This is a genomic window from Undibacterium sp. SXout7W, assembly GCF_049339385.1.
In the GTDB taxonomy this organism is placed as follows: Bacteria; Pseudomonadota; Gammaproteobacteria; order Burkholderiales; family Burkholderiaceae_D; genus Undibacterium.
Map to the genome: position 1 here is coordinate 40,829 of NZ_JBMPPF010000024.1, position 20,276 is coordinate 61,104.

Below are 20,276 nucleotides of genomic sequence, written 5' to 3' on the forward strand. Positions count from 1 at the left end.
GCTTTTTTCTTTTATGTCGATTCAGCTTAATATCACCATCCAGCCATCACGCTTATTGTTTCGCATGCTGTTGCTGATGGTTTTAATCGTCAATACTTCACTCCTGCTTACTGCCAGTATTTTTATATCTTCCTGCGGTTGGTTAATCGGCATTGCTGCTGCTTGTCTGCTGTTATCAGTACTATTACTCAGATATCAATTTGGCGTCATGCCTGGTGCAAGCTTACATATCAGCCATGATGGCAAGATGATACTAAGATTGCATGATCGTCAGAAGCAGTTGCTTTCCAAGTCGACGAAGGTGACGTTAAATAACAAAACAAAGATATGGACCCGGGTGATGTTTGTTCATCTGGATGATGAAAGTGGTGGGCAGTATCAGGTATTGGTCTTTCCTGACTCCTTAGAAAACGCGCATTTCCGCGCATTATCTGCTTCACTGCACTGGATCGCGGAACATCAACAGACCTTACAAAAAAAAGAATATCCATTGCGGAACTTTTAAGCTTTGCAAATACTCTATCTAGCAGATATTAATAAGCAGCAATGCCAGATGAATAAGCATGACTGAAATGAAAATTTGCATCAGGTGAACAGGAAATGACGGCGTGACGACCGAGCGCGACATAGATCAATTATTGGTCGAACGCGTCCAGCGTGGTGATAAAAAGGCATTTGAGCTTCTGGTTTCCAAATATCAAAGGAAATTAATGCGGCTCGTGTCCAGGCTCGTCTACGATCAGGCTGAGGCTGAGGATGTTGTTCAGGAAGCGTTTATCAAAGCATATCGTGCCTTGCCGAATTTTCGAGGCGACTCTGCTTTTTATACCTGGCTTTATCGTATTGGTGTGAATACGGCAAAAAATCATTTGGTTACTCAAGGTCGCAGAACGCCGACTTCTACTGATGCAGACATCGAAGAAGCCGAAACTTTTGTGGATGCAGAGGGTCTCAGGGATATCAATACGCCGGAGTCCTTATTGGCGAGTAAACAAATTGCAGAGACTGTGAATGCCGCAATGGCCTCGTTGCCGGAAGAGCTGCGTAATGCAATCACTTTGAGAGAAATTGAAGGTCTAAGTTACGACGAAATTGCTGAAGCGATGCTCTGCCCAATCGGCACCGTGCGTAGCCGTATTTTTAGAGCACGTGAAGCGATCGCTGATAAGTTGCGCCCCATACTTGGCACTAATCTGGATCAGCGATGGTGAGTCTTTGTCTGCAATTATTACAATTTAATTTACATTAGTACTACACATTGTGGAAATAAAATGAATACCGTCACTCAACAAGAACAAATATCTGTCCTGATGGATGGTGAGCTGACCGATGCCCAGTTGGATGAAATGCTTGCTACATATGCCGAAGCGAATGGAACGAGCCACTGGGATGTATATCATCAAATAGGTGACGCATTACGCTCAGACGATTTGGCGATACAGATGAGTTCTGATTTTTCTGAGCGTTTTCGTCAAAAGCTTGATGCGGAACCTGTTGTGCTGGCTCCTCGCGCAATGATGAATGCCCATTTCGCTACCACTCCAGAAAAGAAAAACACACGTTGGCAATCTTATATTGCCTTGACAGGTGTTGCTGCAGCAATTTTCGCATTCGTATTTGCACCACAATTAAATCAGCTTGAGACCCATTCACCTGCAAATGTTCAACTCGGCATGGTGACCAAACCCGAGTCTCAGATTCAGCTTGCTTCAGATTTAAATGTGGCAGCACCGGTCGCTCGCTCAGTCAGTCAGGACAAAGCGCAGATCGCTGCCAACTCCGGTCAGACGGAAATGGATATGCTGCGAGATCCACGAATAGACAGCTATCTGGCTGCGCATCAACGTTTTTCTCCTGCGATGAGTAGCGGAGCACAATATGTTACGCGGGCAAATGCAATTACTAATTCGGAAAAATAAAGGTATGCGGTTCAAGCACTCATTGTTTCCAGCGCTGCTCATAGGGTTGAGTTTGAGTGTCATTTTTTCCGATGCGCAAGCACAAAGCGCAAACGATCATACGCATGACATACCTTCACTGCTGCAAAAAATACAAAGCTCTGCGCAAAAAATGGAATATGCGGGTACTTTTGTTTATCAACAAGCAAACCAAATCCGCACTTCACGAATTACACACGTCATTCATTCTGGTACGGAAATAGAGAAACTGGAAATTCTTGATGGTATTCCGCGAGAGTACATTCGAAAAAATGCCGATGTCACATGCTACCTACCGGAAAGCAAGACCATACAAATTGAAAAAAATGTGACTCAGGAAGTCTTTCCTGCGTTCCTGACATCTAATGTGACGAATCTGCCTGAGTATTATTCAATTAAGAAAGCAGATCTGAACCGTGTTGCCGGCATTGAATGTCAAACCTATTTGTTTGACCCAAAAGATACCTATCGTTATGGATATCGACTTTGTGTAGAAAAAAATTCGGGACTTTTATTGCGCGCGCAAACGGTGAATACAAAAAATGAAGTGATAGAACAGATTGCGTTCACCCAGCTATCAATTGCAGATATCGACAGACATAAAGTAAAGCCCAGTTTTCAACAGACCGGTCATTGGCGGATTGAAAATCTGACAGTTCAGACCAATATCAATTCGGGATGGATAGTCAAATCTATACCAAAAGGGTTTAAGAAAACACGTGAAATGAAGCGTCTCATTCCTATTGTTGCGACATCCGGTAGTGAGCATACGCCAGAACAAACGCATCAGGTAATACAGATGATTTTTTCTGATGGCTTAGCTGCGATTTCTGTTTTTATTGAGCCTTATGGTAATCATCGCTCTGAAGGTGTTTTGCAACAAGGAGCGATGACGATTATGGGTAAACGTTATGGTGACTATTGGCTGACGGTATTGGGAGAAGTACCTGTTGCCGCCATTCAGCAAGTAATGAGTTCTATTGAATTTAAACCTAAATAAGCGAATAACTTTATGAAAACAAAGACTCTTTTTCCATTAGAAAAAATTGTTTCGACATTGGTTATCAGTGCCTGTGTGGGTTTTGTCGCACCTACAGCAGTGAATGCCTTGCCTGCTGCGGAGGCAGCGACAGCCGCGGCAGGGCTACCTGATTTTACTGATTTGGTTGAAAAAACTGGCCCTGCAGTAGTAAACATCCGCACAACGGAAAAAGTGCAGCAGTATCAAAACGGCGGCGGATCAGATGATGAGCAAATGCAGGAATTTTTCCGTAAATTTTTTGGTGTTCCCATGCCAAAACAATTTTCTAATCCCAAAGGAAAAAAACAGGCTCCTCAACAGCAAGAAGAGGAGGTCCCACGCGGCGTTGGTTCAGGTTTTATCGTTTCTCAAGATGGATATGTGCTGACAAATGCCCATGTCGTTGATGGTGCGTCAGAAGTGTATGTCAAGCTGACAGATAAGCGTGAATTCAAAGCAAAAGTAGTCGGGACTGACAAGCGGACCGATGTTGCAGTATTGAAAATTGATGGCAATAAATTACCACGTCTGACCATTGGTGATTCAGACAAAATCAAAGCGGGTGAATGGGTGATCGCAATTGGCTCACCATTTGATCTGGAAAACACCGTGACGGCAGGAATTATTTCAGCAAAAGCGCGCGATACGGGTGATTATCTTCCCTTAATACAGACCGATGTTGCAGTCAATCCAGGCAACTCCGGTGGGCCTTTGATTAATATGCGCGGTGAAGTGGTAGGGATTAATTCTCAAATTTATAGCCGATCAGGTGGCTATATGGGAATTTCCTTTGCCATCCCAATCGATGAAGCTATGCGTGTTGCTGATCAGTTAAAATCTTCTGGCAGAGTGACTCGTGGTCGCATTGGTGTTCAGATCAGTGATGTATCCAAAGAGGTCGCAGAGTCAATTGGCTTACCTAAAGCACAAGGCGCTCTGGTTTCGCGAGTAGAATCTGGCGCTCCTGCAGAAAAAGCAGGCTTAATGGATGGTGATGTGATTTTGAAATTCAATGGCGTTTCCGTTGAGAAATCAAGTGATTTACCAAGGATAGTCGGCTCGACAAAACCAGGTTCCAAAGTAACAATGTCCATCTGGCGCAAGGGGGCGGCTCGGGATTTGACAATACTTGTGGCAGAAACTGAACAGGAAAAAGCAGCCACAAAACTTGAAAAGAAATCAAAAAAAGAAACGATCAATCCACTTGGTATCTATGCGGCAGATTTGACTGATGCTCAGAAAAAGGAATTAAACGTGGCGTCTGGTGTCGTCATTGAGTCAGTCGATGGGCCAGCTGCAGCCGTTGATCTGCGCCCTGGTGATATTGTGTTGACGTTAAATAACGTGGATGTAAAAGATACAAAACAATTTGCAACAATGTTAGCCAAGCTCGATACCAAGAAAGCCGCTGTGTTGTTAGTACGCAGAGGCGATACTTCAAGGTTTATTCCTATCAGACCACAAGCGCAGTAATCTTACTATTACTCCATTAAAAGCTGCTTCTGTTAAAGGGGCAGCTTTTTTTATTCCTTTGATAGTCGTCCGTTGCTACATCCTCAGACTTATAATACCGCTCCACGCTTTTGTGCCTTATTCAGATGATTCAATTTATTCTTTATTCCCGTAGTTATTGTCATTTGTGTGATGACATGCTGGAGCAGTTGCAACACTATCATCCTGAATATGCTTTCGAAGTACGTGTTCTTGATGTCGATGCAGACCCAGCATTGACCGAGTTATATGATGAACTGGTGCCGGTGCTGGTCGGCAAGAAACCCAATGCCGGCGCAAAACAAATTTGCCACTACTTCTTAGATCATGAAGCACTGAAGGCTTTTTTACATGACTGAACCAATACAAAATCAATTTCTTTTCGATGTTGAAGGTGAAATTATTTGCGGTGTAGATGAGGCGGGGCGAGGGCCTTTAGCTGGGCCCGTGATGGCCGCCGCGGTAATACTTGATCCCTCCAGGCCAATCGAAGGTCTGCGAGACTCCAAGAAGCTGAGTGAACAACGACGCGAAATTCTGGCAGCTCAAATCAAGGAGCATGCCCTCGCGTGGGCAATCGCAGAGTGTTCAGAGCAAGAAATTGATGACTTAAATATATTACAGGCAACGATGTTGGCGATGCGACGTGCTGTGGAAGCATTATCCATTCAGCCAACGTTAGCACTGATTGACGGTAATCGCTGCCCAGTCATGAAAATTCGCTCTGAAGCGATTGTGAAAGGTGACGATAAAGTAGCTGCAATTTCCGCAGCGTCCATCCTTGCCAAAACTGCACGTGATCATGCGCTTGCTGCTCTTCATTTGCAGTATCCCCAATATGCATTGGATCAGCACAAAGGCTATCCTACCGCCTTACATCTTGAACGTCTTAGAGCGCATGGCGTGTCTCCTATACACCGCAAGTCTTATGCGCCAGTAAAGGCCTTATTGAAATGAAATCCATTACTTCTCGCGACAACCCACTGTACAAAGAGCTTAAGCAACTGGCAACAAGCTCTCAGGTGCGCCGTAAAGCAGGGCGCACATTGCTTGATGGCGTGCATTTATGTCAGGCATATTGTCAGCATCTGGGTATGCCACAGTTATGCATTGTGGCGGAAGATGCCTTAAATCATCCAGAGGTTGTTTCGTTGCTTGCAGAATGCGAGCAAAAAGGTACGGTTTGTATCAGCTTATCGCATGCGCTTTATCATGCATTAAGTCAGGTAGAGAATGGCGTTGGGGTGATGTTTGTCATACAAACGCCAAACCCTGAGTTTCCCTTGGAATTAAAGCAGTCGTCGGTATTACTGGATAATTTACAAGATCCCGGAAATCTTGGTTCCATTTTGAGAAGCGCAGCGGCTGCCGGAATAAATAATATATTTTGCAGTCACGGTACCGCATTCGCATGGTCGCCTAAGGTCATGCGGGCGGGCATGGGAGCCCATTTTTTATTAAATATTTTTGAAAATGTGGCGTTGGAAGAGGTGTTGGCTACTGCAACAATTCCAGTTCTGGCGACGAGTTCACATACGCAGCAAACGATTTATCAGACCGATCTGAATCAACCCGTTGTTTGGCTATTTGGTCACGAAGGGCAGGGCGTATCACCACAACTCATGCGTATGGCAACCCAGACTGTCACTATTCCACAGCAGGCAGCGATTGAATCATTGAATGTTGCTGCCAGCGCTGCAATTTGTTTTTTTGAACAAGTCAGACAGCAATTACCGACCTGACTCGCCGTGTTTTCATCTGTATCAGTAAATTCTTGGGTCAGATTTAATTTCTTGCAAAATCGTCGTGGAAATTTCTTCGATTGATTTTGCAGTTGATGAGAGCCATCTTATTCCTTCGCGCTTCATCATTGCTTCCGCCTCATTGATTTCATAGCGACAGTTTTCTAATGAAGCATATTTGCTACCTGGCCGGCGCTCGTTGCGTATTTCTGATAAGCGTTCAGGAGCAATGCTCAGGCCAAAAATTTTCCCTTTAAACTCAGGTAAGGCCGAAGGTAATTTTCCACGCTCAAAATCATCCGGTATCAAAGGATAATTCGCAGCCTTGATTCCGTATTGCATTGCCAGATACAAGCTGGTGGGTGTTTTTCCGGAGCGCGAAACACCCACCAGAATAACATCTGCAGTCGATAAATTTTTATTCGACTGACCATCATCATGTGCGAGCGAGAAATTGATCGCCTCAATGCGATTTTTATACTCTTCCGAATCTGCAATGTTGTGGCTACGACCTATTGTATGCGTTGATTTGACACCAAGTTCCTGCTCCAGAGGAGATACAAAAGTCTGAATTAAATCCATATGCAAGCCTTTGGATTTAAAGACGACATTGGCTAAATCTGCCTTTACCAGCGTTGAAAATACGATAGGACGATTACCTTCTGATGCGTAGGCATCGTTAATGCGCCTGACGGCATCGTGTGCCTTATCTAACGTGTCAATGAATGGAAGCCTGATCTGACGAAATTTGAGGTCAAATTGGGTCAGTACGGAGTGACCAAAGGTTTCTGCAGTAATCCCTGTTCCATCTGAAATAAAGAAGACTGTGCGATTCGCGGCAGGGAGTCGATGTGAGGCTTCTGGCATTTTATTGTTTAGTTGAATTGATGAAAAAAATTTGTACAAAGTCTGACAAAAAAGACCTTAATTTGTGATGGCACATAGATAAATTTCTCAGTACACAATGTAAAATGCTGCATCAGTACTTTATGCGTCTGTTCGATCAAGAATAACAAAAAAAACTTCATAGACGAAGCAATACGAAAGATTTCTTACCATCAAAAAGAGGTTGTTATGTCTAACGCAGCAAATACCGAAGCAACTTATGTTGCCTCGTTTGAGCATTTACGAATGACGGATGTTGAATCCGTCGGCGGTAAAAATGCATCTTTAGGAGAAATGATCAGCCAATTGGCTTCGGCAGGCGTACGTGTGCCGGGCGGCTTTGCCACAACAGCTCAGGCTTTTCGCGATTTTTTATCATACAGTGAAAATGGTGGCGCACCATTAGCTCAGCGTATTGCCGATCGTCTTGCTGATCTGAACATCGAAGATGTGAAAGAACTGGCAAAGGCAGGTGCAGAGATTCGTGAATGGATTATTGAAACACCGTTTCAACCACGTCTCCAAAAAGAAATTGAAGAGTTTTATAACAAACTTGTTGCAGATTCCACTGCTGAGATGTCATTTGCTGTGCGCTCTTCGGCTACAGCTGAGGATTTGCCAGATGCTTCATTTGCAGGCCAGCAAGAAACCTTCCTGAACGTTGTGGGTATTGATAATGTTCTGGAAGCAATGAAACACGTGTTTGCCTCTTTGTATAACGACCGCGCAATTTCCTATCGTGTACACAAAGGTTTTACGCACGCAGAAGTCGCATTATCGGCAGGTGTTCAACGCATGGTGCGCTCAGACTTGGGTGCGGCAGGCGTGATGTTCACGATTGACACAGAGTCAGGCTTCAAAGATGTCGTATTCATTACTTCCAGTTATGGCTTAGGAGAAACAGTCGTTCAAGGCGCCGTAAATCCGGATGAATTTTACGTACATAAACCGATGCTGGAACAAGGCAAACTGCCAGTGATCCGCCGTAATATTGGTTCCAAATTAATCAAGATGGAGTTCACTGACGAAGCAAAAGCGGGGCGCTCTGTCAAAACAGTCGACGTTCCAGTCGAAATGCGTAATCGTTACTCACTGAACGATACGGAAGTTGTTGAACTGGCCAAATACGCAGTCATTATCGAAAAGCATTACGGTCGTCCTATGGACATCGAATGGGGTAAAGATGGTCGTGATGGTAAGTTATATATTTTGCAGGCGCGTCCTGAAACCGTCAAATCACAGCAAAAAGCAACTGATGCGCAGCAACGTTTCAAATTGAAAGGCAGTGGTACAGTTTTGTCTTCTGGTCGTGCTATTGGCCAAAAAATCGGCGCTGGCCGTGTTCGTGTTATTCATGATCCATCAGAGATGGAGCGTGTACAGCCAGGTGACGTTCTGGTCGCTGATATGACAGATCCAAACTGGGAACCAGTGATGAAACGCGCCGCAGCCATTGTCACGAATCGTGGCGGCCGTACTTGTCATGCAGCGATTATTGCGCGCGAACTGGGTGTGCCTGCAGTTGTAGGTTGTGGTGATGCCACTGATATTTTGAAAGACGGCACACTGGTTACTGTTTCTTGTGCTGAAGGTGACGAGGGCAAGATTTACGACGGCTTGCTGGAAACAGAAGTAACCGAAGAAATTCGTGGTGAATTGCCAAAATTACCTCTGAAAATCATGTTGAACGTGGGTAATCCTCAGCTCGCATTTGATTTTCAGTCTGTTCCTAATGACGGTGTTGGTCTGGCGCGTCTGGAATTCATTATCAATAACAATATCGGCGTTCATCCAAAAGCGATTCTGGAATACCCAAATATTGATCCTGATCTGAAGAAAGCGGTCGAATCTGTTGCGCGTGGACATGCTTCTCCAAAAGCCTTTTACGTTGATAAATTGGCAGAAGGTGTTGCGACAATCGCAGCTGCGTTCTGGCCCAAAAAAGTCATCGTACGTTTGTCTGACTTCAAATCCAATGAGTATAAAAAGCTGATTGGTGGTTCGCGTTACGAGCCGGATGAAGAAAATCCAATGTTAGGTTTCCGTGGCGCTGCACGTTACCTTGCGGCTGATTTTGACGAGTCTTTTGCCATGGAATGTCAGGCAATGAAACGTGTCCGCAACGACATGGGGCTGACAAACGTTGAAATTATGGTGCCATTTGTACGTACTTTGGGCCAAGCCGAAAAAGTGGTCAATCTCTTGGGTAAAAATGGCCTGAAGCGTGGCGAAAACGGCCTGCGCCTGATCATGATGTGCGAAGTTCCTTCCAATGCGATTTTGGCAGAAGAGTTCCTGGAATTCTTTGACGGCTTCTCTATCGGCTCTAATGATCTGACACAATTGACTTTAGGGTTGGACAGAGATTCTGGCATGGAATTACTGGCAGCTGATTTCGACGAGCGTGATCCTGCTGTTCGTGCATTATTGTCCAAGGCCATTGCTGCATGCCGCAAATTGAACAAGTACGTAGGTATTTGCGGGCAGGGACCTTCCGACCATCCTGATTTTGCAGAATGGTTAATGAAGGAAGGGATAGAATCAATTTCCTTAAATCCTGATTCGGTCATTGATACCTGGCAAAAACTGGCAACAGTCACCAAGTAAATAGTGAATCAGAGGTAGTTTAAAAGCGGGACATATGAAAATATGTCCCGCTTTTGATTGGCAGATTGTATTTATATTTCTTGTTCGTTGATGTGTTATAGCAACAATTTTGCGTATCACCATAATAAAACTTGTGATTATTTCTATTTGAACTAGACTACCCATGTCGAAACAGTAATAAAAATAAAATTAAAACTTCTTCATCATTGATTAAAAGCCCTCGTTACTTGCTGGTTACGGGGGCTTTTTTGTGGGTAATCGTTAGTGTTGATTACCGATGAATGTTTCGATCTGGTGAAGAAGAATGTCAGTGTGAAGTCTGGGCAACGTTTTATCCAAGGAGAATACAAAAATATGAATGCATGGATGATATGGCTGATGTTAGCGGGAGTAATTGTCATACTTGAACTTTTTACCGGAACATTTTATTTATTAATGATTGCCATAGGATTAACTGTTGGTGCTGTGGCTGCTGCTGTCGGTGCACCTCTGGAGATACAGTTAATCATCGGAGCAATTATCAGTAGTATCACTACGATAATTTTGCATAAAAGCAGATATGGCTGGAATAAAAGCCAAGAGTCTTCTCGTGATCCGAATGTCAATATGGATATAGGAATGCATTTGCAGGTTAGTGAATGGCAAGATCAGGGTAATGGTATATACATTGCCAGATCGACGTATCGTGGCGCCATGTGGGATGTTGAACTCAGGCATTCAGCAGCATACGCAGGCACTTTCGTGATCGAAGAAATTCGCGGAAGTCGTTTAATTGTGAGGCCTGCATAGATAGCAATATTGATTCAATGTGAAAATTATTTTAGATAACACAATAAAGGAAGCTATATGGAAAGCATAGGAAGTGTTGCTCTGATCATCTTTGTTTTGGCGATTGTTTTTATCGTCAAAACAATCAATGTCGTACCACAACAGCATGCTTGGGTGGTGGAGAGACTAGGCAAGTATCACGCAACACTTGGGCCGGGATTAAATATCGTGGTTCCATTCATCGATAGAATTGCTTATAAACACGTATTAAAGGAAATTCCTCTTGATGTACCTCCGCAGGTTTGTATTACTAGAGACAATACACAGCTGCAGGTCGATGGCATTTTGTATTTTCAGATTACTGACGCAATGCGGGCCTCTTATGGGTCGTCGAACTATATTGCGGCAATCACACAACTCGCACAGACTACGCTGCGTTCGGTGATTGGCAAAATGGAGCTCGATAAGACATTTGAAGAGCGTGACCATATCAATACCACGATCGTTAATGCGATTGATGAATCCGCAGCCAATTGGGGGGTTAAGGTGCTGCGCTATGAGATCAAAGACTTGACTCCGCCGAAAGAGATTTTGCATGCAATGCAGGCACAGATTACTGCAGAGCGCGAAAAACGGGCGTTGATTGCTGCTTCAGAGGGACGCAAACAAGAACAAATTAATATTGCGACAGGTGAACGTGAAGCTTCAATCGCTAAATCTGAAGGTGAAAAACAAGCCTCAATTAATCGCGCGGAAGGGCAGGCAGCTGCAATTCTCGCGATTGCAGAAGCAAGTGCTGAAGCCATTCGTAAAACAGCATCAGCGATTCAATCTCCTGGTGGGGCAGACGCTGTTAATCTCAAAGTGGCAGAGCAATATGTCAGCGCATTTGCCAATTTGGCCAAAACGAATAACTCCATCATCGTGCCAGCCAATGTTGGTGATATGAGTAGTCTGATTGCTACTGCCATGCAAGTCGTTAAATCACAAAAAAATACGGGCAATGAAACATTGAAATAATGTCTAGTAGCAGAGATATTCAGCGATATTGTCGGTTCGCCTTTACAGTCAATTGAATAAATTTTCATTGAATGTAAAGGCTTACCGGCTATTCATGAGACAAGAAAAATTTAACGCTGCCCTATCTTTGTTTCTCCAAACAAGGACTTTAATTCCCTGGGTTGGGAGCGCCAATACTGGCGTGGCGCTTCTACCGTCGCCCCCAGTTTTGCTGCGGCATGCCATGGCCAGTGCGGGTCAAACAAAATACCTCGTGCGATGGCAACCATATCAGCCTGACCCGACGCTACAATTTCTTCGGCATGTTCTGCTTCGGTAATCAAACCAACCGTGATAACAGGCATCTTGGTTTGCTTGCGTATTTGCGTAGCAAAATCTACTTGATATCCAGCAGACAAGGGAATTTTCTGCAAAGGCGACACCCCACCACTGGACACATGAATGTAAGAACAGGCACGTTGCTCCAATGCTTTTGTGAATACCATACTCTCAGCAAGATTCCATCCATGCTCAACCCAATCAGTCGCAGAAATGCGCACCCCGATCGCCTGATGTTCAGGTAGCGCTGCACGTATAGCATCAAAAATTTCTAGTGGAAAGCGCATGCGATTCTCCAGAACACCACCGTATTGATCTGTACGTTGATTTGCGAGTGGAGATAGAAATTGGTGTAAAAGATAGCCATGTGCAGCATGTAGCTCAATCACCTCAATTCCGAGTCTATGTGCTCGAATAGCCGCGTTCACAAACGCTGTTTTGATGCGTGCCAATCCGTCCAAATCCAGCGAGGACGGGGGAAGTTCTCCCTCTGCATGTGAAATTGCGGAAGGTGCTACAGTCTCCCAGCCCCCTTTTTCTGGAGTGATCAGTTGTCCACCGTTCCACGGAGCTTCGCTCGACGCCTTGCGACCAGCGTGGGCGAGCTGTATGCCTATTGGCATCGAAGAGTGTTGACGGATCGTACTTAGTACCTGTGCCAATGCAGATTCATTCTCATCCGACCATAAACCGAGATCCCAAGGAGAAATGCGGCCGATATCTTCAACCGCAGTTGCCTCAATAATCAATAAGCCTGCACCGGACAGCGCAAGATTACCGAGATGAATCAAATGCCAGGAGTTGGCGTTACCCCCGGACGCTGAATATTGGCACATAGGAGCAATGACAATTCTGTTTTTTAGATCAATGCTACCGATGGATGTCGGTGAGAATAAAGCACTCATTACTAAATTCTTTCATGAAAAAAGTGTCTGTAAGCCAGTTATCATATGTCAGATTACTTATTCTTGTTTGGATGTGCTTTGGGTTCTTGTGGCATTCGTAATCGTGAAACCAGCGCAGGTCTTACTGATCAAAAATACTGAACGACTTATCCAAATTATTACTGCATTTTCTGACTTGTGTAATCCATGATGCATCCTGATATATATCATCTGGTTTTTTTCAGTCGTAGTAAAGTTACTGCCCACACTTATTTTGAAAGCAATCAATGAGCGATTTAATTAAAAAACTGCAATGGCGTTATGCAACAAAAAAAATGAATCCAGCGAAAGCTGTTCCTCAGGAAAAAGTAGAACGCATTCTGGAAGCAATACGTCTGACAGCCACCTCTAGCGGATTACAACCTTACGAAGTTTTGGTGGTCACTAACCCAGAAATTCGTGAAAAAATCAAAGCCATAGGCTGGAATCAGGCGCAAATTACAGAAGGCTCTCATTTGTTAGTTTTCGCTGCGTGGGATAACTACACTGTGGAACGAATCAACACCATGTTTGACCTGACGAACGACATTCGTGGTTTTAAAAATGAGGGTTGGGAGAATTATCGTAATATGCTCCTCAGTACCTATCCAGCACGTGATGCAGAAGTTAATTTTCAACACGCTGCGCGCCAGGCCTATATTGGCTTGGGTACTGCATTAATTGCTGCGGCAGAAGAGCAGGTGGATGCTACACCGATGGAGGGTTTTGACCCGGCAGCGCTGGATGATATCCTAGGCTTGCGTGCTAAAGGTCTGCGTAGCGTTGTGATTCTTCCTTTGGGCTATCGTGAAGAAGATAAAGACTGGTTGGTAAATCTTAAAAAAGTACGTCGTCATACAGAAAATTTTGTCACAGAAGTCAAGTAAGTTTCACCATATTCTGAAGTGATAAATTCAGTCTGAAGCAGTTTTAGAGCTGAGACATATGAAAACAAAACACCCGATGAAGTTATCGGGTGTTTTGTTTTTCTCTGATAATCGCAAGGTTAGAATATATTTTTACAACGGTTCATCCTTGAGCAAAGTATCGTTTTGCATGTTTTGGCCATCGTATAGTAACTGATCCAGTCTGTCCCTGAAGCTACGGGCGGTTTCTTTTCCCTTTGCCTTGAGCACAGCTTCAATATAGGGCTGTCTCAATTCACGAAAGTCATCCAGACTAGTAGCTTTTTCTACTTTCAGTTGCAGTCCATAACCTCTGAGTCCAATGGCACTTTTAATCGTTTCATTAAAGAAGTTATAAAGCGCTTGAAATCTTTCGGCATCGGTCACATGGTTTGCTGCTGTTGTCTGATCAGTCTTAGGGGTTTCCTCCAAAAGCAAATCAGGTATCGCAGGTAAATTTTCTTCTGAGATGACGGGTATTGACGTGCTGATATATTCTTGATCGATCAATTCTTGCAGATGCTGTTCGTTCAATCCCAGACCTGCGACTTTTTTTAGTAAATCCTGATGGTTCTGTTTTCCATCGACCATCACTAATAAAGTTCTTAGTCGTGAGGCTAAATGGTATTTGCGCGTGACAATTTCTTCGCGCCCTTTATCGGTTTTATCGTAAATGATGGCGATCATATTAGCTAGGTAGTGTCTCGAATTGTCAGTATGTATTCTGACTTTGTGAACCTAGCATACATCAGCAATACATACTGTGCCAACTACTGAGGCATGCTTTACCAACATTATTGATATTTATAGTTTTCGAACAATTTTGATTGATTTAATTGTATTGTTTTCAGCTGACTTTGTAGCCGAATTGCAACTATTACATGCTGACGAGCAACCATCACTGCACCCACGGGTTGATGCCGACAATAGACGAGCTGCTGATGGCGAGCGTTGATTCAGCCACGATAGGAATGATGCCTTCAATTTAGCAGGCATCCACTTTATAGACAGATAAAGTGTTGCCAACATGAGCAAGCATGTCGCAATCAGAGTTTGCATTTATCACCCATTAGTTAATAGCGTTGCAATATGATAGGTTACAAACGAAGCAAAATAAGCCAATCCAAAAAGGTACGCAGCCATGATGAGTGGGTACCGTAAAGTATTTGTTTCCCGTCGGACTACACTAAGCGTTGCAATGCACTGCGGTGCGAACACATACCATGCGAGCAGGGAAAGTGCCGTTGGGAGACTCCATGAGTGGGCGATCAAAGGTTCCAATGAGCGACTTAACTCTTCCCCCGACTGCGATAGTGCATAGACTGTTCCCAGTGCAGCAACTGCCACTTCCCGGGCAGCAAGACCAGGAACAAGCGCAATACAAATTTGCCAATTAAAACCAATGGGAGCAAATGCAAACTCAAGAATTCTGCCTAATTGCCCGGCGATGCTGTAATAAATAGCTGGATTTGGCGCATTTTCAGGAGCGCCGGGAAAGCTGCTCAGGAACCATAAAAACACCATCAATGCCAAAATAATCGTCCCTACGCGGGTCGTGAAAATTTTGATGCGCTCCCATAAACCTAAGATCAGATTACGAGAATTGGGCAACCGATAATCTGGCAACTCAAGCATGAGCGGTTGTTGTTCTGATTTCCCCCATTGTTTTTTCAACAAAAAAGCAACGAGCATGGCAGAAATAATACCTGCAATATATAAGAAAAATAAAACAAGACCTTGCAGGCTTAATATACCTAGCACTGTTTCATCAGGAATAAATGCAGCAATGATTAATGCATAAACAGGAAGCCGGGCAGAGCAGGTCATCAATGGCGCAATCATGATGGTAACCAACCGGTCTCTGGGGTTTTGTATTGTTCGTGTTGCCATAATGCCTGGAATAGCACAGGCAAAACTGGAAAGAAGTGGGATGAATGCGCGCCCGGAAAGACCCACTTTTCCCATCACTCTATCCAGTAAAAATGCAGCACGTGGAAGGTAACCAGAGTCTTCCATTACCAGAATGAAGAAGAACAGAATGATAATTTGCGGTAAAAATACGAGCACGCTGCCAGCGCCACCAATCACGCCTTTGACCAATAAGCCTTGCAACATTCCTTCTTGCATAGAAGACTCTACTATCGTACCGATATGGTCAATGGCCGTCTTAATCAATTCCATTGGCAATTGTGCCCAGGCAAATACTGCCTGAAAAACAAGGAACATCAGCGCTGCAAAAATGAGTGGGCCTAAGACTGGATGCAAGACAAAAGAATCCAGTTTATAACTTAGATTGTCATGACCTTGATCGATGTTGTTTTCTGTTTGAGAGACACAAAGACGTAATACTTCGTTGACTCGATGTTGTATGCTTTCCGGGGTTTCGGTATCAGGGACGTGTTCTCGATGAGTATCCTGTACAGTCGGCCGTAACTGCAAACGCTGTGCCAATAACTCCAGTTGTTCGAGCAATACATCTACACCGTGATGATCGACTGCAATCGTTTCGACCACTGGAAGAGCAAAAATATCTGCCATTTTTGCAATATCAATATGGATGTGGCGCTTTTTTGCGACGTCCATCATATTGACTGCCAGTATCATCGGTAAACCTAATGTTTTTAATTCAAAAGCAACCCGCAAACCGCGTTTCAGATTAGTTGCATCCACCACGCACAAAACTGCGTCAGGTAAAGCTTCGTCAGCACGTTGTCCCTTGATAACTTCTTCTGTAATTTTTTCATCGGGAGTAATGGCGTTCAAACTATAGGTGCCAGGTAAATCAAGCACTTGCCACAATCTACCTGAAGGAGCATGAAATTTTCCTTCTTTTCGCTCGATGGTAACACCAGCGTAATTCGCTACTTTTTGGCGCGCCCCGGTGAGCCTGTTAAATAGAGCGGTTTTACCACAGTTTGGATTGCCTACTAACGCTATACGATATGAATGTAAATTGCGATCAGTCATTCAGAAACACCAGCCTTTGCAACTCCGATTAACGCCGCTTCAAAATTTCTCAAAGCAAATGTCGATTGTCCTACTCTGACTGCAAGCGGTTCTCCGCCAAAATAACCTTTATGTAAAATCCTGACTTGCTCACCTTTCACAAAGCCAAGTTCTTTTAGCCGCCGCGACACATCAAAATGTTCAGTCATATTTAATTTAATTTGTGTCGATACATCAACAACAACGGCTGATTCGCCAATGCCTAAGCGATCGAGCGTAGTGGAATTTGTCATTGCAGTTGTTTGATTGATTATCATATCTGGCGAAATACTGAAAAGTTTAACTTAACTCTAAATGATAATGAGAATATATATCAATATCACTTAAGCTTCAACGTCTTACCCATAAAACCTGAGTACTCTTCTATTCAATAACAGATTCGAAGCGGATGTCTTGATCTGGATTCATGTCACGCTTTGCTTATATGTTGATTATCATTTGGCATATCAATTTGATTTGATGCAATCTGAGAACGTTGTTGCGCTAGACTATGACAAATTAAAATTTCTTATTACGAATGGCACATTTCAAGTATCCAGAACAAATATATTCAGCAGCCTATGTATTAAAGTGGATGGCGTTGGGAGTAGCTGTCGCCGCTCTGGCTGGTAGTGCCTCAGCACTTTTTTTATTTTTATTAGATGTGGTCACTCGTTACCGTGAAGTCCACGAATGGATTATTTATTTTTTACCCATAGCAGGTTTCATTGTTGGTTGGGTCTATCTGCATTTCGGGAAAAATATCGAAGCAGGGAACAATCTCCTCATTGACGAAATTCACGATCCTAAAAATATTGTTCCTCTCCGACTGGCACCGCTGATCCTGGTCAGCACGATTACTTCTCATTTGTTTGGTGCTTCCGTCGGACGGGAGGGTACTGCTGTCCAGATGGGGGGAGCGTTGGCCGATCAGATCACTCGGCTCCTTCATTTAAAACAAGGGGATCGACGGATTCTGATGATGGCGGGAATGAGTGCAGGATTTTCGTCTGTTTTTGGAACACCGATGGCGGGCGCTATTTTTGGACTGGAAGTACTGTTTATCGGGCGTATGCGTTATGACGCTATTTTCCCTTGTTTTTTTGCGGCAATTATTGCGGATCAGGTAGGAATGTTGTGTGGCATTCATCATGCAACATACCTTGTGAAATCTATTCCCGCCCTGAGCCTTCCCGGGCTAATGGCAACGTTGGTTGCTGGAGCGATATTTGGTATTGTTGGAATGTTGTTTGCCCGTACAACGCATCAGATCGCCTCTGCGCTAAAAAAACATATTAGTTACGCACCTTTGCGTCCATTAATCGGCGGTATTTTGATTGTTGCAGGAATTGCATTGCTTGGAACCCAGCGATATGTCGGTCTAGGTATTCCAATAATACAAGAAGCGTTTGCTCAACCGCTTCCATTGAGCGATTGTATTGGAAAGATGATCTTTACGATCATTTCACTAGGAAGTGGTTTTAAGGGCGGGGAGGTCACGCCCTTGTTTTACATCGGTGCAACTCTTGGCAACGCTCTTGCGCCGATACTACATATGCCGTTTTCGATGCTCGCAGCACTAGGATTTGTCGCTGTTTTTGCCGGCGCTGCCAATACCCCAATCGCATCTACGATGATGGCAATAGAACTGTTTACCCCATCACTAGGGCCATTCGCAGCCATTGCCTGTATCGGCAGCTATCTTTTTTCTGGACATGTAGGTATTTACCGTGCCCAAAAAACTGGCGACACCAAACCGCATAGCAATCACGATACGCACCAATCAGAATCTTCATCCAAGTGAGTCAATCAGATCAATCAGCCAAATAAATACACTTAAGAATGATGTAAAAGGCATTCGTGTCTTGCTTATATTCAGTTGTCAAGTTGCATCATTTAGATTCAATCTCTGTTATGTATTGATTGGCAGGTTCAGTATTTCGGCACTATGTACATGCCTACTGGTGTTTCTCGTTAATGTGACTGATGCATCTGGCATTCCAGCATTATTTTCATTTGTTTTAAAAGTACCCACCAATTGTGCAAGCTGACTAGCTTGATCTTGTAGTGCTCCGGCCGTTGCTGCTGCTTGCTCAACTAATGCGGCATTTTGCTGAGTGACCTCATCCATTTGAGTAATCGCGCGATTAATTTGCTCAATCCCTGAGGTCTGCTCCACACTTGCAGTGTTAATTTCAGTGATGATGTCAGTCACACTTTTAATGCTATTAACTATTTGATTCATTGTTATCCCTGCCTGATTGACAAGATTACTTCCCAGGGTGACTTTATTGACGGAATCATTAATTAATACTTTTATTTCTTTTGCTGCGGCAGCGGAACGTTGAGCAAGGTTGCGGACTTCGCTGGCAACAACAGCAAATCCTCGTCCTTGTTCGCCGGCTCTTGCTGCTTCTACCGCTGCATTCAATGCGAGTATGTTGGTTTGAAAAGCAATACCGTCGATCACGCCGATGATATCGACAATTTTTTGTGATGATGCATTGATTGATGTCATTGTATCCACTACCTGCGACACAACATCTCCGCCCTGTACTGCAACGACAGAAGCTGAAATAGCTAACTGATTTGCCTGTTTTGCATTGTCAGCGTTGTGTTTGACGGTAGCAGTCAGCTCCTCCATTGAAGACGCAGTTTCTTCTAATGAGCTGGCCTGACTTTCGGTGCGAGAGGATAAATCAAGATTGCCTGCGGCGATTTGAGCAGAGGCGCTGGCAATTGTTTCAGTGCCCGCACTTACTTGACTGACAATACTCAGGAGGCTCTCGTTCATATCTTTTAAAGCTTGCAACATCTGACCAGTCTCATCATGTGAGTTAACTACGATAGTGCTAGTCAAATCTGCATCCGCTACTTTACGAGCAATTTCTACGGCGCGATTTAAAGGATGGGTAATACTGACGATAGTCTTTCTGGCCATTAAAATCGCTGCCCCCGTTGCTACTGAAGCGATCAATAAGATCAGGAAACCCGTCCTAGTGGCACTGCCGTTTGCATCAATTCCAGCTGCTTCCATTTGCTGGCTCTGATTTTGAATCAGTTGATCAATTTCCCTCATGTAGGTTTGATGTACGGGATGTATTACATATTGCAATAAGGTTTTTGCTTCCTCATTACGACCTTGTTTAGAAAGTCCGATAAATTCGGTTTGATATTTCCCGAATTTTTGTTGAATTGATGTAATAGTCTCAAGTTGCTTATCAATTCCCTTGCCGATATTGAATTGTTTGAGTTTTTCGAGCGCTTTTAGAATAGTATCTGTGCGTTTTTCAAAATTCAGATATTCTTTTTTTAAATCATCAGCATCTGAAATCATTAATACGTTGTACATCGTCAATGCAGTTACATTCAACTCATCCTTGACGCTGTGGGCCGTGACCGTCGCTGGGTAACGATTATTATTGGTCAGGCTGATTTCCTCATTCAATGAAATGACTCGGAGATAAGTGAGCGCTGCTAAAACAAGAAGAAAAATGATCATACTACTAAAGCTCAATATCAATTTTTGATGGATATTCAAATGCCGTATGTTCATTTTGGTCTCCTGATATTGTTTATCTTTATATCTTATATTTTATTTTCATTGACGGAATATAAATCCAACTAATTTTTCTGACAACGATATCAAATTGGTCCCAGAAAATAAAAATTTG

General features: G+C 43.7%; 20 protein-coding genes. 14 read left to right on the forward strand and 6 right to left on the reverse strand.

What is annotated here, in order from left to right:
* The first annotated feature begins 13 nt into the window (after window positions 1-13).
* From ACO0LB_RS18815 to ACO0LB_RS18850, 8 genes are all read left to right on the forward strand, one after another.
* Complete coding sequence (locus ACO0LB_RS18815; RefSeq protein WP_423051898.1) at window positions 14-505, forward strand: protein YgfX; 492 nt, start codon at window positions 14-16, stop codon at window positions 503-505.
* Between the two features lie 103 nt (window positions 506-608).
* Window positions 609-1,211 (forward strand): RNA polymerase sigma factor RpoE, encoded by a 603-nt coding sequence (rpoE, locus tag ACO0LB_RS18820; RefSeq protein WP_423051900.1) that lies wholly within the window; start codon window positions 609-611, stop codon window positions 1,209-1,211.
* A gap of 60 nt (window positions 1,212-1,271) precedes the next feature.
* Complete coding sequence (locus ACO0LB_RS18825) at window positions 1,272-1,919, forward strand: sigma-E factor negative regulatory protein (protein WP_423051902.1); 648 nt, start codon at window positions 1,272-1,274, stop codon at window positions 1,917-1,919.
* A gap of 4 nt (window positions 1,920-1,923) precedes the next feature.
* Entirely contained in the window at window positions 1,924-2,937 is a 1,014-nt protein-coding gene (locus ACO0LB_RS18830; protein WP_423051904.1) for a MucB/RseB C-terminal domain-containing protein, read from the forward strand.
* Window positions 2,938-2,949: 12 nt separating this feature from the next.
* On the forward strand, window positions 2,950-4,431 hold the full coding sequence (locus ACO0LB_RS18835) for a DegQ family serine endoprotease (protein WP_423051906.1): 1,482 nt from the start codon (window positions 2,950-2,952) through the stop codon (window positions 4,429-4,431).
* A gap of 125 nt (window positions 4,432-4,556) precedes the next feature.
* Window positions 4,557-4,808 (forward strand): glutaredoxin family protein, encoded by a 252-nt coding sequence (locus ACO0LB_RS18840; RefSeq protein WP_423051908.1) that lies wholly within the window; start codon window positions 4,557-4,559, stop codon window positions 4,806-4,808.
* Complete coding sequence (gene rnhB, locus ACO0LB_RS18845) at window positions 4,801-5,406, forward strand: ribonuclease HII (protein WP_423051910.1); 606 nt, start codon at window positions 4,801-4,803, stop codon at window positions 5,404-5,406. The genes ACO0LB_RS18840 and rnhB overlap by 8 nt, the downstream gene beginning before the upstream one ends.
* Window positions 5,403-6,191 carry a TrmH family RNA methyltransferase gene (locus ACO0LB_RS18850; RefSeq protein ID WP_423051912.1) on the forward strand — a complete coding sequence of 263 codons (789 nt, stop codon included), beginning with the start codon at window positions 5,403-5,405 and terminating at the stop codon, window positions 6,189-6,191. The genes rnhB and ACO0LB_RS18850 overlap by 4 nt, the downstream gene beginning before the upstream one ends.
* A 21-nt stretch (window positions 6,192-6,212) precedes the next feature.
* Here ACO0LB_RS18850 and ppsR read toward each other — a convergent pair whose 3' ends face one another.
* Window positions 6,213-7,058, reverse strand: coding sequence for a posphoenolpyruvate synthetase regulatory kinase/phosphorylase PpsR (gene ppsR / locus ACO0LB_RS18855; protein ID WP_423051914.1), 846 nt, complete (start codon window positions 7,056-7,058; stop codon window positions 6,213-6,215).
* A gap of 207 nt (window positions 7,059-7,265) precedes the next feature.
* On the opposite strand from ppsR, the gene ppsA reads away from it, so the two are divergent.
* From ppsA to ACO0LB_RS18870, 3 genes are all read left to right on the forward strand, one after another.
* Window positions 7,266-9,683, forward strand: coding sequence for a phosphoenolpyruvate synthase (ppsA, locus tag ACO0LB_RS18860; RefSeq protein WP_423051916.1), 2,418 nt, complete (start codon window positions 7,266-7,268; stop codon window positions 9,681-9,683).
* A 264-nt stretch (window positions 9,684-9,947) separates the two neighbouring features.
* Window positions 9,948-10,472, forward strand: a complete 525-nt coding sequence (locus tag ACO0LB_RS18865) for an NfeD family protein (protein ID WP_423051918.1) — start codon at window positions 9,948-9,950, stop codon at window positions 10,470-10,472.
* Window positions 10,473-10,529: 57 nt separating this feature from the next.
* Complete coding sequence (locus ACO0LB_RS18870) at window positions 10,530-11,471, forward strand: SPFH domain-containing protein (protein ID WP_423051920.1); 942 nt, start codon at window positions 10,530-10,532, stop codon at window positions 11,469-11,471.
* 110 nt (window positions 11,472-11,581) lie between these two features.
* On the opposite strand, the gene ACO0LB_RS18875 is transcribed toward ACO0LB_RS18870, so the two are convergent.
* Window positions 11,582-12,694 carry an NADH:flavin oxidoreductase/NADH oxidase gene (locus ACO0LB_RS18875; protein WP_423051922.1) on the reverse strand — a complete coding sequence of 371 codons (1,113 nt, stop codon included), beginning with the start codon at window positions 12,692-12,694 and terminating at the stop codon, window positions 11,582-11,584.
* Window positions 12,695-12,960: 266 nt separating this feature from the next.
* Here ACO0LB_RS18875 and ACO0LB_RS18880 point away from each other — a divergent pair, with 266 nt between their 5' ends.
* Window positions 12,961-13,599, forward strand: coding sequence for an NAD(P)H-dependent oxidoreductase (locus ACO0LB_RS18880; RefSeq protein WP_423051924.1), 639 nt, complete (start codon window positions 12,961-12,963; stop codon window positions 13,597-13,599).
* Between the two features lie 132 nt (window positions 13,600-13,731).
* Here the strand turns inward: ACO0LB_RS18880 and ACO0LB_RS18885 are convergent, their stop codons facing one another.
* Window positions 13,732-14,304 (reverse strand): hypothetical protein, encoded by a 573-nt coding sequence (locus tag ACO0LB_RS18885; RefSeq protein WP_423051926.1) that lies wholly within the window; start codon window positions 14,302-14,304, stop codon window positions 13,732-13,734.
* A gap of 76 nt (window positions 14,305-14,380) precedes the next feature.
* On the opposite strand from ACO0LB_RS18885, the gene ACO0LB_RS18890 reads away from it, so the two are divergent.
* The gene (locus tag ACO0LB_RS18890) at window positions 14,381-14,572 is read left to right on the forward strand and encodes a hypothetical protein (protein WP_423051928.1); all 192 of its coding nucleotides are present in this window, start codon (window positions 14,381-14,383) and stop codon (window positions 14,570-14,572) included.
* Between the two features lie 107 nt (window positions 14,573-14,679).
* On the opposite strand, the gene feoB is transcribed toward ACO0LB_RS18890, so the two are convergent.
* Both feoB and ACO0LB_RS18900 read right to left on the reverse strand, forming a co-directional pair.
* On the reverse strand, window positions 14,680-16,584 hold the full coding sequence (gene feoB, locus ACO0LB_RS18895; RefSeq protein WP_423051930.1) for a ferrous iron transport protein B: 1,905 nt from the start codon (window positions 16,582-16,584) through the stop codon (window positions 14,680-14,682).
* Window positions 16,581-16,856 carry a FeoA family protein gene (locus ACO0LB_RS18900; RefSeq protein ID WP_423051932.1) on the reverse strand — a complete coding sequence of 92 codons (276 nt, stop codon included), beginning with the start codon at window positions 16,854-16,856 and terminating at the stop codon, window positions 16,581-16,583. Before ACO0LB_RS18900 ends, feoB begins: the two co-directional genes overlap by 4 nt.
* Before the next feature lie 284 nt (window positions 16,857-17,140).
* Here ACO0LB_RS18900 and ACO0LB_RS18905 point away from each other — a divergent pair, with 284 nt between their 5' ends.
* Window positions 17,141-18,406: a voltage-gated chloride channel family protein gene (locus ACO0LB_RS18905; protein WP_423051934.1), complete on the forward strand. Its 1,266-nt coding sequence runs from the start codon at window positions 17,141-17,143 to the stop codon at window positions 18,404-18,406.
* Between the two features lie 108 nt (window positions 18,407-18,514).
* Here the strand turns inward: ACO0LB_RS18905 and ACO0LB_RS18910 are convergent, their stop codons facing one another.
* Entirely contained in the window at window positions 18,515-20,158 is a 1,644-nt protein-coding gene (locus ACO0LB_RS18910; RefSeq protein WP_423051936.1) for a methyl-accepting chemotaxis protein, read from the reverse strand.
* Between the last annotated feature and the right edge of the window lie 118 nt (window positions 20,159-20,276).